General features: G+C 41.1%; 17 protein-coding genes. 15 read left to right on the forward strand and 2 right to left on the reverse strand.

All coding sequences use genetic code 11. The annotated features are described in order from the left end of the window. Positions 1-67: 67 nt before the first annotated feature. The 5 genes from MK385_RS04840 (at position 68) to brnQ (ending at position 4,521) form a co-directional block, all read left to right on the forward strand. Positions 68-673 (forward strand): nitroreductase family protein, encoded by a 606-nt coding sequence (locus MK385_RS04840; protein ID WP_000670151.1) that lies wholly within the window; start codon positions 68-70, stop codon positions 671-673. A gap of 9 nt (positions 674-682) precedes the next feature. Beyond that, positions 683-2,083 carry a dipeptidase PepV gene (gene pepV, locus MK385_RS04845; protein ID WP_268725434.1) on the forward strand — a complete coding sequence of 467 codons (1,401 nt, stop codon included), beginning with the start codon at positions 683-685 and terminating at the stop codon, positions 2,081-2,083. Between the two features lie 53 nt (positions 2,084-2,136). Then, positions 2,137-2,727, forward strand: coding sequence for a uracil-DNA glycosylase family protein (locus MK385_RS04850; RefSeq protein ID WP_268725435.1), 591 nt, complete (start codon positions 2,137-2,139; stop codon positions 2,725-2,727). After that, positions 2,724-3,011, forward strand: a complete 288-nt coding sequence (locus tag MK385_RS04855) for a rhodanese-like domain-containing protein (protein WP_268725436.1) — start codon at positions 2,724-2,726, stop codon at positions 3,009-3,011. Before MK385_RS04850 ends, MK385_RS04855 begins: the two co-directional genes overlap by 4 nt. Positions 3,012-3,195: 184 nt before the next feature. Beyond that, positions 3,196-4,521 (forward strand): branched-chain amino acid transport system II carrier protein, encoded by a 1,326-nt coding sequence (brnQ, locus tag MK385_RS04860; protein WP_215804442.1) that lies wholly within the window; start codon positions 3,196-3,198, stop codon positions 4,519-4,521. 48 nt (positions 4,522-4,569) lie between these two features. On the opposite strand, the gene MK385_RS04865 is transcribed toward brnQ, so the two are convergent. Both MK385_RS04865 and MK385_RS04870 read right to left on the reverse strand, forming a co-directional pair. Next, positions 4,570-5,121 (reverse strand): DUF1307 domain-containing protein, encoded by a 552-nt coding sequence (locus MK385_RS04865; protein WP_268725437.1) that lies wholly within the window; start codon positions 5,119-5,121, stop codon positions 4,570-4,572. Positions 5,122-5,437: 316 nt separating this feature from the next. Further along, positions 5,438-5,989: a DUF1307 domain-containing protein gene (locus tag MK385_RS04870; RefSeq protein WP_215804444.1), complete on the reverse strand. Its 552-nt coding sequence runs from the start codon at positions 5,987-5,989 to the stop codon at positions 5,438-5,440. Between the two features lie 136 nt (positions 5,990-6,125). Here MK385_RS04870 and MK385_RS04875 point away from each other — a divergent pair, with 136 nt between their 5' ends. The 10 genes from MK385_RS04875 to tpiA all read left to right on the forward strand — a co-directional run bounded on the left by MK385_RS04875 (position 6,126) and on the right by tpiA (position 14,318). After that, the gene (locus MK385_RS04875; RefSeq protein WP_215804445.1) at positions 6,126-7,163 is read left to right on the forward strand and encodes a M42 family metallopeptidase; all 1,038 of its coding nucleotides are present in this window, start codon (positions 6,126-6,128) and stop codon (positions 7,161-7,163) included. 1 nt (position 7,164) lies between these two features. After that, complete coding sequence (locus MK385_RS04880) at positions 7,165-7,626, forward strand: HIT family protein (RefSeq protein ID WP_268725438.1); 462 nt, start codon at positions 7,165-7,167, stop codon at positions 7,624-7,626. Positions 7,627-7,643: 17 nt separating this feature from the next. After that, positions 7,644-8,360: an LD-carboxypeptidase LdcB/DacB gene (gene ldcB, locus MK385_RS04885; RefSeq protein ID WP_268725439.1), complete on the forward strand. Its 717-nt coding sequence runs from the start codon at positions 7,644-7,646 to the stop codon at positions 8,358-8,360. Between the two features lie 122 nt (positions 8,361-8,482). Next, positions 8,483-8,908, forward strand: coding sequence for a 50S ribosomal protein L11 (rplK, locus tag MK385_RS04890; protein WP_001085808.1), 426 nt, complete (start codon positions 8,483-8,485; stop codon positions 8,906-8,908). A gap of 207 nt (positions 8,909-9,115) precedes the next feature. Continuing rightward, positions 9,116-9,805 (forward strand): 50S ribosomal protein L1, encoded by a 690-nt coding sequence (gene rplA / locus MK385_RS04895; RefSeq protein WP_001085675.1) that lies wholly within the window; start codon positions 9,116-9,118, stop codon positions 9,803-9,805. 483 nt (positions 9,806-10,288) lie between these two features. Further along, entirely contained in the window at positions 10,289-11,047 is a 759-nt protein-coding gene (locus MK385_RS04900; RefSeq protein WP_001287236.1) for a class I SAM-dependent methyltransferase, read from the forward strand. A gap of 86 nt (positions 11,048-11,133) precedes the next feature. Continuing rightward, positions 11,134-11,646, forward strand: coding sequence for an adenine phosphoribosyltransferase (locus MK385_RS04905; protein WP_001049316.1), 513 nt, complete (start codon positions 11,134-11,136; stop codon positions 11,644-11,646). Between the two features lie 186 nt (positions 11,647-11,832). After that, positions 11,833-12,777 carry a homoserine O-acetyltransferase MetA gene (metA, locus tag MK385_RS04910; RefSeq protein WP_268725440.1) on the forward strand — a complete coding sequence of 315 codons (945 nt, stop codon included), beginning with the start codon at positions 11,833-11,835 and terminating at the stop codon, positions 12,775-12,777. Between the two features lie 8 nt (positions 12,778-12,785). Beyond that, on the forward strand, positions 12,786-13,463 hold the full coding sequence (locus MK385_RS04915; protein ID WP_268725441.1) for a DnaD domain-containing protein: 678 nt from the start codon (positions 12,786-12,788) through the stop codon (positions 13,461-13,463). Between the two features lie 96 nt (positions 13,464-13,559). Continuing rightward, complete coding sequence (gene tpiA / locus MK385_RS04920) at positions 13,560-14,318, forward strand: triose-phosphate isomerase (RefSeq protein ID WP_000087899.1); 759 nt, start codon at positions 13,560-13,562, stop codon at positions 14,316-14,318. Positions 14,319-14,333: the final 15 nt, after the last annotated feature.

Raw genomic sequence — 14,333 nt, forward strand, 5'->3', positions numbered from 1 at the left:
AAATCTCTGCAAGCTCTTTCAAAATATGGTAGAATGGATGCAGTAGAATTAGAAAAGGAAATCGATTATGAAATTTCTTGAATTAAATAAAAAACGTCATGCGACTAAGCATTTTACTGATAAACCGGTAGATCCCAAAGATGTGCGTACGGCTATCGAAATCGCAACCTTGGCCCCAAGTGCCCACAACAGCCAGCCATGGAAGTTTGTGGTTGTTCGTGAGAAAAATGCTGAATTGGCAAAATTGGCTTATGGTTCGAACTTTGAGCAGGTATCAGCAGCACCTGTAACCATTGCCTTGTTTACCGACACAGATTTGGCTAAACGTGCTCGTAAGATTGCCCGAGTTGGCGGCGCTAATAACTTTTCTGAAGAGCAACTTCAATATTTTATGAAGAATCTGCCAGCTGAATTTGCGCGTTACAGTGAACAACAAGTCAGCGACTACCTAGCCCTCAATGCAGGTTTGGTTGCCATGAACTTGGTTCTTGCTCTGACAGACCAAGGAATCGGTTCTAACATTATTCTTGGATTTGACAAATCAAAAGCCAACGAAGTTTTGGACATTGAAGACCGATTCCGTCCAGAACTCTTGATCACAGTTGGATACACAGATGAGAAATTGGAACCAAGCTACCGCTTGCCAGTAGATGAAATTATCGAGAAGAGATAGGAAGAAAAAATGACAGTTATTGATTTTACAGCAGAAGTAGAAAAACGCAAAGAAGACCTCTTGGCTGACTTGTTTAGCCTTTTGGAAATCAACTCAGAACGTGATGACAGCAAAGCCGATGCTGAGCATCCATTTGGACCTGGTCCAGTAAAAGCCTTGGAAAAATTCCTTGAAATCGCAGACCGTGATGGCTATCCAACTAAAAATGTTGATAACTACGCAGGACATTTTGAGTTTGGTGAAGGAGAAGAAGTTCTCGGAATCTTTGCTCACATGGACGTGGTGCCAGCTGGTAGCGGTTGGGACACGGACCCTTATACACCAACTATCAAAGACGGTCGCCTTTATGCGCGTGGAGCTTCAGACGACAAGGGGCCTACAACAGCTTGTTACTATGGTTTGAAAATCATCAAAGAATTGGGGCTTCCAACTTCTAAAAAAGTTCGTTTCATCGTCGGAACAGATGAAGAATCAGGCTGGGCAGACATGGACTACTACTTTGAACATGTAGGACTTGCGAAACCAGACTTCGGTTTCTCTCCAGATGCTGAATTCCCTATCATCAATGGTGAAAAAGGGAATATCACAGAATATCTCCATTTTGCAGGTGAAAATACTGGTGCAGCTCGCCTTCACAGCTTCACAGGTGGTTTGCGTGAAAACATGGTACCGGAGTCAGCAACAGCAGTTGTTTCAGGCGACTTAGTTGATTTGCAAGCTAAGCTAGATGCCTTCGTTGCAGAGCACAAACTGAGAGGAGAAATCCAAGAAGATGCTGGCAAATACAAGGTGACCATCATTGGTAAATCAGCTCATGGTGCTATGCCTGCTTCAGGTGTCAACGGTGCAACTTACCTGGCCCTCTTTCTCAGTCAGTTTGACTTTGCAGGACCAGCCAAAGACTACCTCGACATCGCTGGTAAGATTCTCTTGAATGACCATGAGGGCGAAAATCTCAAGGTGGCTCATGTGGATGAAAAGATGGGTGCCCTTTCTATGAATGCAGGTGTTTTCCGCTTTGACGAAGCAAGTGCTGACAATACCATTGCCCTCAACTTCCGTTATCCAAAAGGAACCAGTCCAGAGCAGATCCAGTCAATCCTTGAAAACTTGCCAGTTGCTTCTGTTAGCCTTTCTGAACACGGTCACACCCCTCACTATGTGCCAATGGAAGATTCGCTTGTGCAAACCTTGTTGAATGTTTATGAAAAACAAACTGGTCTTAAAGGTCACGAGCAAGTCATCGGAGGTGGAACTTTCGGACGTCTCTTAGAGCGTGGTGTGGCCTACGGTGCTATGTTCCCGGACTCAATCGATACCATGCACCAAGCCAATGAATTTATCGCCTTGGACGATCTCTTCCGAGCAGCAGCAATCTATGCTGAAGCTATTTATGAATTGATCAAATAAAACGATAGAAGTCTGAGATGTTATGCTTGGACTTCTTTTTGGAGGGAAAACAGATGTCTCAAATCGAAAGAATCAAGCAAGCCATTATGGCGGATCCACAGAATACCAGCTATACCGAACGCGGAATAGAGCCACTCTTTGCAGCGCCAAAGACAGCTCGCATCAATATTGTCGGTCAGGCTCCTGGACTTAAAACACAAGAAGCAGGGATTTATTGGAAGGATAAGAGTGGTGACCGCTTGCGGGACTGGCTAGGTGTGGATGAAGATACCTTTTACAATTCGGGTTATTTTGCAGTATTGCCCATGGATTTCTACTTTCCGGGGCATCGCAAGTCAGGTGATCTTCCACCTCGTAAAGGCTTTGCCGAAAAATGGCATCCGCAACTCTTGCAAGAGTTGCCCGATATCCAATTAACTCTCTTGATTGGGCAGTATGCCCAAGCCTATTATTTACATGAGAAAGTTAGTGGCAAGGTGACAGAAAGGGTAAAACATTACCAGAACTACTTACCAACCTATTTTCCACTAGTTCACCCCTCACCACGAAATCAAATCTGGATGGCTAAGAATCCTTGGTTTGAGTCAGAAGTGGTGCCCGATTTGAAAAAAAGAATTAAAACGATTTTAGGAGAAAAAGAATGAAAGAAATTTCCTTCGATGAATTTTACAAGCTTTACCAGAAAGGGTCCCTTTCCGTTTTAGACGTGAGAGAAGTGGATGAGTTTGAGACGCTTCATTTAGAAGTTGCTCAGAACCTACCACTTAGTCAATTGGCTGATACTTATGATCAATTGGACAAGGACCTCTTGTATTATGTCATTTGCAAATCTGGGATGAGGTCAGCACGTGCTTGTCAATTTCTAGCTGAACAGGATTATGACGTTACCAATGTTCAAGGTGGAATGACGGCCTTTGAAAATCTTTAAACCTATATGGCGATAGATCCTAGTCTTCCCTTGCTCGGTTCCAACTGAGTAAGGGATTTTGTTTTTAGATAATTCTTATTTTTAAAAATATTGAAAACATTCAATGATTAATTTTGGATACTTTTTTCAGAGTCTTAATCATGGTATACTAGGTCAGTATTTTAGAAATATGAAGGAGATTTTTATGGCTAAAAAAGGTGCCCTAACAGGCTTGCTCCTGTTTGGAATATTTTTTGGTGCGGGAAACTTGATTTTTCCGCCTTCTCTAGGTGCCCTATCTGGAGAACAGTTTCTTCCTGCCATCGCAGGTTTTGTATTTTCGGGTGTCGGGATTGCTGTCCTAACGCTCATCATCGGAACGCTCAATCCTAAAGGATACATTTATGAGATTTCTAAGAAAATCTCACCTTGGTTTGCGACTCTTTATCTTGCAGTCCTCTATCTATCGATTGGCCCCTTCTTTGCTATTCCACGTACAGCAACAACAGCTTACGAGGTCGGTATCAGCCCTCTCTTGTCTGAAGCAAATAAAGGCTTAGGATTGATTATCTTTACCGTGCTTTACTTTTCCGCAGCCTATCTGATTTCACTCAATCCATCAAAGATTTTGGATCGTATCGGACGAATCTTGACACCAGTCTTTGCTTTGTTGATTGTTATCTTGGTTGTCCTAGGTGCCTTTAAATATGGTGGAACAAGTCCTCAAGCTGCTTCAGAAGCCTATCAAGCTTCTGCTTTTGGTACAGGTTTCCTAGAAGGCTATAATACCTTGGATGCCCTTGCCTCAGTGGCCTTCAGTGTCATCGCTGTTCAAACCTTGAAACAACTTGGATTCTCAAGTAAGAAAGAATACATTTCAACTATTTGGGTTGTTGGTATTGTTGTAGCTCTTGCCTTTAGTGCTCTTTATATCGGTTTAGGATTCCTTGGAAATCATTTCCCAGTACCAGCTGAAGTGATGAAGGGTGGAACACCAGGTGTTTATATCTTGTCGCAAGCAACTCAGGAAATCTTTGGTTCAACAGCTCAACTCTTCCTTGCTGTTATGGTAACTGTAACCTGCTTCACAACGACAGTTGGATTGATTGTGTCGACAGCAGAGTTCTTTAACGGACGTTTCCCACAAATCAGCTACAAGGCCTATGCCACCGCCTTTACCTTGATTGGATTTGCCATTGCAAACCTCGGTCTGGATGCTATCATCAAGTACTCAATTCCAGTATTGGTAATCTTGTATCCAATCACTATTGCCATTGTGATGATTGTGATTGTGAATAAGTTTGTACCCCTATCAAAACCGGGTATGCAACTAACAATGGGAGTTGTCACAGCAATCGCCGTTGCAAGTGTTCTTGGAAGCTCCTTTAAGATTGAGTTTCTAGAAAATCTTGTGAATGCTTTGCCTTTTGCTAAGGCATCCCTCCCATGGTTGGTACCTGCTATCATTGGAATCTTGCTTTCATTGGTTCTACCAAACAAACAAGAGAGTGATGTTTTTGAGATGGAATAAAAAAATTCTTGGTCAACGACCAAGAATTTTTTGTATAAGCACGACTCATTAGTTGGTTTGTTCAGTATAACCAGCCTCTTTAAGCATTTTTTTCGAGGCAGCAAAGCTTACACGGTTTCCAATACCAGAATATTCGTTCGGCATTGCTTTTTTCAATTCGTCAAGACTCGCGACAGTCATGTCAACCTCGATGTTTTGGATAACTTTTTCGTCTTGAATTTCAACTTTTTGTGTAACTCCTTTGACCCCTTCATAACCTTTATAAGTATCGTCAACAATTTCCTTAATACCTTCCGCGGTATTATTAAGTTTTTCAGGGTCAAGTACATTATGAACAGTTTGTTTTACAACGTCATCTCCCTTCACAGTATAAGTCAAGGTAGAATGAATTCCAGGTTTGCTATTGTGGACAAATGTGTGGGTTTCTGTCTCATCTTTCTTTTCAGATGATTGTTGACTGCTTTGCTTGGTCTCGCTTGACTGAGTTGTGTTGTCTTCTTTGCTACTGCTGTTAGTAGGTGTTGATGCTTGTTTGGAGCATCCGAGCAGGAGGACAAGTGAAGCCACTAGGACTAGTGAAGTTTTAACATAAGTTTTCATAGAATTTCCTTTCATAATCAAATTATTTTGTATTATAACATGATTCTACTACAAAATCAACTAGACCTCCCCTCTCATCTGACCTGACATGACAATGAACAGAAACTAGTCTGACAATTAAAGTTTTATCTCTATCTATTTCAAAGAACTTTTATCGTATGGTTTTTTAAGGGGAGGGATTTAAATGCTCTTTTTATGGGACTGAGAGGGGGCTATTGGACTCATCGGTCAGGACTATAAAAAAATACCCCAAGAGTCAGAGTTGTGTCTAACTTTTGGGGTGGACCTACACTAGTCTATATGAAATTTTAGGGGATTAGTTTGTCTTTTCTGTGAATCCCATCTTTTCGAGAGATTTCTTCGAGTTTGAAAAGCTTACACGATTTCCAATACCAGAAAATTCTTCAGGAAGAGCTTTTCTAAGTTCGCTAATGCTTGCAACTGAGAAGTCAACTTCGAGATCTTGAACAACTTTTCCATCTTTGATTTCAATGGTTTGTTTAACACCTTTTAGCCCGTAATAACCTTTATAGGTATCCTCGAGTGTACTCTTGACCTCTTCTGGAGTTGCACCAAGGATTTCAGGATCTGCAACATTCTGAGCGGTTTGCTTGGTAACATTGTCGCCTTCTACAGTATAAACCAAGGTAGAAGTGATTCCAGGATTGCTTTTGTTGACAAAAGTATGTTTCTTGGCTGTTTCTTTCTTCTCAGAAGATTGCTCAGTGCTTTGTTTGGTCTCGCTTGATTGAGCAGTTTTGTCTTCCTTGGCACTGTTATTAGTAGGTGCTGATGCCTGTTTAGAGCATCCTATTAGAATGAGCAAAGCAGCCGCAAGGGCAAGTGAGGTTTTAAAGTAAGATTTCATATCCTTTACTTTCCTTTCATAATCAAAGTATTTGTATTATAACATGGATCCATAGTGAAATCAACTAGAAGGATAAGACCCTTTTCCAAAGGGATTCAGCTAGAAAAGTGATATAATGGTAGGAAGAGGTGAAGAAATGAATCAAACTGTAAACTATATCAAAGAATTAACCGCTATTGCTTCTCCAACAGGCTTTACTCGTGAGATTTCAGACTACCTAGTCCATACTTTAAAAGAGCTTGGTTACCAGCCTGTTCGCACAGCCAAGGGTGGTGTCAATGTGACCATTAAAGGTCAAAATGATGAACAACAACGCTATGTGACTGCCCATGTGGATACGCTGGGTGCTATTGTTCGTGCAGTCAAACCGGATGGTCGTCTCAAATTAGATCGTATCGGTGGTTTCCCTTGGAACATGATTGAAGGGGAGAACTGTACGGTTCATGTAGCTAGCACTGGTCAAAAGGTATCTGGGACTATTCTCATCCATCAAACTTCTTGCCATGTCTACAAAGATGCGGGAACTGCAGAACGTACGCAGGACAATATGGAAGTGCGTTTGGATGCAAAAGTAACCAATGAAAAAGAAACCCGCGCCTTGGGCATCGAGGTCGGTGATTTTATCAGTTTTGATCCGCGAACTGTCGTGACAGAGACTGGTTTTATCAAGTCTCGTCACTTGGACGACAAAGTCAGCGCAGCGATTTTGCTCAATCTTCTTCGTATTTACAAGAAAGAGGAGATTGAATTGCCAGTAACAACTCATTTTGCTTTTTCAGTCTTCGAAGAGGTGGGCCACGGTGCTAACTCCAATATTCCAACTCAGGTAGTGGAATATCTAGCTGTCGATATGGGGGCAATGGGAGATGACCAGCAGACGGATGAGTATACAGTGTCTATCTGTGTCAAGGACGCTTCAGGTCCCTATCACTATGACTTCCGTCAACACTTGGTAGCTTTGGCGAAAGAGCAAGATATTCCATTTAAACTCGACATTTATCCATTTTACGGTTCGGATGCTTCAGCAGCTATGTCAGCAGGAGCAGAGGTTAAGCATGCCCTCCTTGGAGCTGGTATTGAATCCAGTCACTCTTACGAACGAACACACATTGATTCGGTCGTGGCGACTGAGCGTATGGTAGACGCCTATCTCAAGAGCACCTTGGTAGACTAATATGTGCTTGATTTGTCAAAGAATTGAATGGATCAAGGCAGGGGAAAATCCCTACTTTGTAAAAGAACTAGAGACAGGTTATGTTGTTATTGGAGACCACCAATACTTTAAGGGCTATACCTTGTTTTTAGCAAAAGAGCATGTCACAGAACTCCACCATATGGAGACTTCTGTAAAACTTCGTTTTCTAGAGGAAATGAGTTTGGTCCAAGAAGCTGTCGCCAAAACGTTTAAAGCTGAAAAGATGAATATTGAACTCCTAGGAAATGGAGATGCCCACGCTCACTGGCACCTCTTTCCAAGACGATCAGGTGATATGAAGGGTCATGGATTGAATGGCCGTGGTCCAGTCTGGTGGGTGCCCTGGGAAGAAATGGCGGCAGAAGATTGCCAAGTGAAATCCCATGAGTTGGAACAAATGATTAAAGCCTTATCCGATGAATTAGAGAAGCACTTGGCCTAAGAGAGAGGAAGAAAGAAATGAAAAAAAGATATGTCATTTTATCTGGTATACTAGCGTTGACTCTTTCAGCTTGTTCGCAAGAAAAACCTAAAAATGAAGAAAATACTCAAAAAACAGAACAAACTAGTCAACCTGAAGGAACTGTAGGGAGCAAATCCCAAGCTTCTAGTCAGAAGAAGGCAGAGGTTGTGAACAAGGGAGACTACTATAGTATTCAAGGGAAATACGATGAAATCGTCATAGCTAATAAGCACTATCCTTTGTCAAAAGACTATAACCCAGGAGAAAATCCAACAGCTAAAGCAGAGTTGCTGAAACTCATTGCAGCAATGCAAGAAGCTGGCTACCCAATAAGTGATCACTACAGTGGTTTTAGAAGTTATGAAACTCAGGCTAAGCTCTACCAAGACTATGTCAATCAAGATGGGAAGGAAGCGGCAGATCGCTACTCAGCACGCCCAGGTTACAGTGAACACCAGACGGGTCTTGCTTTTGACCTTATTGGGACAGATGGTGATTTAGTCACTGAAGAAAAGGCAGCCCAGTGGCTCTTGGATCATGCGGCTGACTATGGCTTTGTCGTTCGCTATCTCAAAGGCAAGGAAAAAGAGACTGGCTACATGGCAGAAGAATGGCATCTTCGCTACGTTGGAAAAGAAGCCAAAGAAATTGCTGCAAGTGGCCTCAGTTTGGAAGAATACTATGGATTTGAAGGCGGCGATTACGTCGATTAAAAAAGTAATTTTTCTCTTGCATTTTTAGATAAATAGTGTATAATAGAAAGGTATGTGTAAAGCATACTTGTGGGAGGTAAAAATCTCTAATTACCGCCAAAACCACAAAGGAGGATTTAAAAATGGCTAAAAAAGTCGAAAAACTTGTAAAATTGCAAATCCCTGCTGGTAAAGCTACACCAGCTCCACCAGTTGGACCTGCTCTTGGTCAAGCTGGTATCAACATCATGGGATTCACAAAAGAGTTCAACGCTCGTACAGCTGACCAAGCTGGTATGATCATTCCAGTTGTTATCTCAGTATACGAAGACAAATCATTTACTTTCGTTACAAAAACACCACCAGCTGCTGTTCTTTTGAAAAAAGCTGCAGGTGTTGAAAAAGGATCAGGTACACCTAACAAAACTAAAGTTGCTACAGTTACTCGTGCACAAGTACAAGAAATTGCAGAAACTAAGATGCCAGATTTGAACGCAGCAAACATTGAGTCTGCAATGCGTATGATCGAAGGTACTGCTCGTTCTATGGGATTCACTGTTGTTGACTAATCAATAACACAGTAGAAAATCTCACAGCAGTCTATTAGTTACTTTTCATACTAGGCAAGTGACTGATGCTTGTACCTGGGTGCAGCAAAGGAACTTAACGAAGTAGAAAAAGAGAATTAATAGACTGAATACCCGCAAGACTTCATCATTTCGAGAAGTGACGTGGGAGATGAAAATCGATTGAACCACTTACAAGGAGAATAGAAAATGGCTAAAAAAAGCAAACAACTTCGTGCTGCTCTTGAAAAAATCGACAGCACAAAAGCATACAGTGTAGAAGAAGCTGTAGCACTTGCAAAAGAAACTAACTTTGCAAAATTTGACGCAACTGTAGAAGTTGCTTACAACTTGAACATCGACGTTAAAAAAGCTGACCAACAAATCCGTGGCGCAATGGTATTGCCAAACGGTACTGGTAAAACTTCACGCGTTCTTGTTTTCGCACGTGGTGCAAAAGCTGAAGAAGCAAAAGCTGCTGGTGCAGACTTTGTTGGTGAAGATGACCTTGTTGCAAAAATCAACGACGGTTGGTTGGACTTCGACGTAGTTATCGCTACACCTGACATGATGGCTCTTGTTGGACGTCTTGGACGTGTCCTTGGACCACGTAACTTGATGCCAAACCCTAAAACTGGTACTGTAACAATGGATGTTGCTAAAGCAGTTGAAGAGTCTAAAGGTGGTAAAATTACTTACCGTGCTGACCGTGCAGGTAACGTTCAAGCAATCATCGGTAAAGTATCATTTGAAGCTGAAAAATTGGTTGAAAACTTTAAAGCTTTCAACGAAACAATCCAAAAAGCAAAACCAGCTACAGCTAAAGGAACTTACGTAACAAACTTGACAATCACAACTACTCAAGGTGTTGGTATCAAGGTTGACGTAAACTCACTTTAATTAACAGATTTTTAAAAACGAGTACGAATGTGCTCGTTTTTTAGGTACAACGGGCATTCCGTTCATCTGAGGTGTAAGTTCTCTGTGGGTACCATATACTAGTAAACCCAAAAGTGATTCCCAAGCCTGACTATTGTGAGTAGCTGATCGAACGGCATTAGAATAGACTGTTTAAGTCTGACGTTGGAAACAAGAATCGGCAGAGAAAGAGATAGAGAAATCTTGGCTATACGAATAGGCACGTGATAGTAAAGCGTATATAGCGGATAAGGAGGCCAGCAACTCTAAAGTACAAATATGTAGTCGTAACCTATATGCGTAAACTACGTGAGTAATTGAATTCTAACTAGAGAGGTGATTAATAGATTTATGCTATAGTCATGGCAGCTTGTATGCTTTTGATTCTAGTTTATCAAATAATAGATTAGAATTGTCAGATAATATAATTTTATGTTATAATGAAGAAAAAATAGAGGTGTTCAAATGTCAGAAGCAGGTCATAAGTTTTTAGCAAAACTGGGGAAAAAACGCTTACGTCCAGGTGGAAAACGTGCTACAGATTGGTTAATTGCGGAAGGAGGATTTTCAAAAGAAAAGAGAATACTAGAGGTTGCGTGCAATAGGGGAACTACAGCAATTGAGTTGGCACAGCGTTTTGGTTGTAAGATAACTGCTGTTGATATGGATGGACAAGCCTTAGAGGTGGCTAAAAAATCTGCTGAAACGGCAGGTGTTGGTCATTTGATCAGATTTGAAAGAGCAAATGCAATGAAACTTCCTTATGAAGATGCTAGTTTTGATATTGTTATAAATGAAGCTATGCTGACTATGCAAGCCGATCAAGCTAAGAAAAAATGTGTAATGGAGTATCTAAGGGTTTTAAAACCTGAAGGTCTTCTTTTGACACATGATGTGCTTCTTAAGGAAGCTAAAGAGTCTGTCAGACAGGAATTGTCACAAGCAATTCATGTAAATGTAGGTCCTTTAACTCAAGATGGTTGGGAACAGGTGATGATAGAATCAGGTTATCGTGATGTGAAAATATTGACTGGTGAAATGACATTAATGAAATTATCAGGTATGATTTATGACGAAGGTTGGCTAGGAACTTTGAAAATTTGCGTAAATGCTTGTAAAAAGGAGAATAGGAAGCAGTTTTTAACTATGTATAAAATGTTTGCTAAGAATAAACAGAAATTGGGCTTTATTGCTATGGCTAGTTATAAATCGTCAAATCGTTAGATAATTATTGAAGTTAACTTTTCCTTTTTTCTTTCTTAAAAAATATGCTATAATAGAGAGTAAAAAACTTTGAAAGAAAGAAAAAGATGAATTTAAAAGATTATATCGCAACGATTGAAAATTATCCTAAGGAAGGCATCACCTTCCGTGATATCAGCCCTTTGATGGCAGATGGAAATGCATATAGCTACGCTGTTCGTGAAATCGTTCAGTATGCAACCGATAAGAAAATCGACATGATCGTGGGTCCAGAGGCTCGCGGATTTATTGTTGGCTGCCCGGTTGCTTTTGAGTTGGGAATTGGTTTTGCACCTGTTCGTAAGCCAGGAAAATTGCCACGTGAAGTCATTTCTGCTGATTATGAGAAAGAGTACGGTATTGATACCTTGACCATGCATGCTGATGCGATCAAGCCAGGCCAACGTGTTCTCATCGTAGATGATCTTTTGGCAACAGGCGGAACTGTCAAGGCAACCATTGAGATGATTGAAAGACTTGGTGGAGTTGTAGCTGGTTGTGCTTTCTTGATTGAGTTGGATGAGCTTAAAGGCCGTGAAAAAATCGGAGACTACGATTACAAGGTACTTATGCATTATTAATGAAAAACAGTCCTTGGGGCTGTTTTCTCTTCATCTGCTATATAAATTAACTATAGCTAGTTAGAGAAAAACTATAATTGAAAACTATATCTTCATACAGTATAATAAAGGGAAGAAGTATTTGGAGGTTTTTACTTTCAAACAGACAACATCATTCCCGAAATAGAGAACTGTTAGGAGGGTATTATGCCGATTCGAATTGATAAAAAATTACCAGCTGTGGAGATTTTAAGGACAGAAAATATCTTTGTTATGGACGACCAACGGGCCGCTCATCAGGATATTCGCCCCTTGAAGATTTTGATTTTAAATCTTATGCCTCAAAAAATGGTAACAGAAACGCAACTCTTACGGCATTTGGCTAATACCCCTTTGCAATTAGATATTGATTTCTTATATATGGAAACACATCGTTCCAAGACAACTCGTGCCGAACATATGGAAACCTTCTATAAGACCTTTCCAGAGGTCAAGGATGACTTTTTTGATGGAATGATTATCACAGGAGCACCAGTAGAGCATTTGCCTTTTGAAGAGGTAGATTACTGGGAGGAATTCAAACAGGTCATCGAATGGTCCAAGACGCATGTTTTTTCAACCCTCCATATCTGTTGGGGAGCACAAGCAGGTCTTTATGTTCGCTATGGCGTTGAAAAGCACCAGATGGATCGGAAACTATCAGGTATTTACCCACAGGACACCTTGAAAGACGGCCATCTTCTCTTTCGTGGTTTTGATGATCGCTATGTGGCACCTCATTCTCGTCATACTGAGGTTTTAAAAGAAGAGATCTTAAACAAGACCAATCTTGAGATTCTATCAGAAGGTCCTGAGGTTGGGGTTTCTATCTTAGCTAGTCGAGATTTGCGTGAGATTTATAGTTTTGGTCATTTGGAGTATGATCGTGACACTTTGGCAAGAGAGTATTTTCGTGATTATGAGGTGGGACTCGATCCTCATATCCCAGAGAACTACTTTAAAAATGATGATGTAAATGAGACGCCCTGTCTCTGTTGGTCTTCATCAGCTGCCCTCTTTTTCAGCAATTGGGTAAACTATGCAGTTTATCAAGAAACCCCTTTTGACTGGAGAAAGGTAGAGGATGATGCAGCTGCATTTGGATATCTATAAGAGGAATTATGACATATTTTGACGCTTTTAAATCAGGGAACTTGGTTTTGCCAAGTGCCCTGCTCTTGCATTTTAAGGAACTCTTTCCTTCCAGCGAAGATTTTCTCGTCTGGCAATTTTTCTATTTACAAAATACCACAGCCCTAGGAGATGTTTCGCCTAGTCAGATTGCTGAAATTATTGGCAAAGAGGTGGCAGATGTCAACCAATCCATTTCGAATTTGACTGAAAATGGTTTGCTACAATATCGGACCATTGAACTAAATGGGGAAATTGAGCTGATTTTTGATGCTAGTTTGGCTTTTGAACGCTTGGATAGCTTGCTAGATACCCAAACTCCAGCTACAACTGCCCCAAATCCGCAAAATCAATTGAAGGATCTGGTTGAAACTTTTCAGCAGGAATTGGGACGCTTATTAACACCATTTGAAATCGAGGATCTTTCCAAGACGGTCAAAGAAGACGGAGTTAAGGCGGATTTGATTAAGGAAGCTCTCCGAGAGGCCGTCCTCAATGGGAAGCCAAACTGGAAATATATTCAGGCAATCTTACGAAACTGGCGCCACGAAGGCATTCAGTCTGTTGCCCAAGTAGAGGCCAAACGAGCAGAGCGAGAAGCGAACAATCCCAGACAAGTTCAGGCTTCGGATGATTTCCTTGATGCCATGAATTTGTGGCAAAATTAGTCGCTTGAAAAATTTTGAAAATTAGAGTAAGGTTTGCAAGCTCCTTATAAATATGATAGAATAATAGTGAATAAAATGAAAAAAGAGGTATGTGAAATGTCACGTAAACCATTTATCGCTGGTAACTGGAAAATGAACAAAAATCCAGAAGAAGCAAAAGCATTTGTTGAAGCCGTTGCATCAAAACTTCCTTCATCAGACCTTGTTGAAGCAGGTATCGCAGCTCCTGCGGTTGATTTGACAGCTGTTCTTGCTGCTGCTAAAGGATCAAACCTTAAAGTTGCTGCTCAAAACTGCTACTTTGAAAATGCAGGTGCGTTCACTGGTGAAACAAGCCCACAAGTTTTGAAAGAAATCGGTACTGACTACGTTGTTATCGGTCACTCAGAACGTCGTGACTACTTCCATGAAACTGACGAAGACATCAACAAAAAAGCAAAAGCAATCTTTGCAAACGGTATGCTTCCAATCATCTGTTGTGGTGAGTCACTTGAAACTTACGAAGCTGGTAAAGCTGCTGAATTCGTAGGTGCTCAAGTATCTGCTGCTTTGGCTGGATTGACAGCTGAACAAGTTGCTGCATCAGTTATCGCTTATGAGCCAATCTGGGCTATCGGTACTGGTAAATCAGCTTCACAAGATGATGCACAAAAAATGTGTAAAGTTGTTCGTGACGTTGTAGCTGCTGACTTTGGTCAAGAAGTTGCTGACAAAGTTCGTGTTCAATACGGTGGTTCTGTTAAACCTGAAAACGTTGCTTCATACATGGCTTGCCCAGACGTTGACGGTGCCCTTGTTGGCGGTGCGTCACTTGAAGCTGAAAGCTTTTTGGCATTGCTTGACTTTGTAAAATAATCTAAGTTATTTCAG

The organism is Streptococcus oralis (assembly GCF_026782125.1).
Classification (GTDB): domain Bacteria; phylum Bacillota; class Bacilli; order Lactobacillales; family Streptococcaceae; genus Streptococcus; species Streptococcus oralis_CE.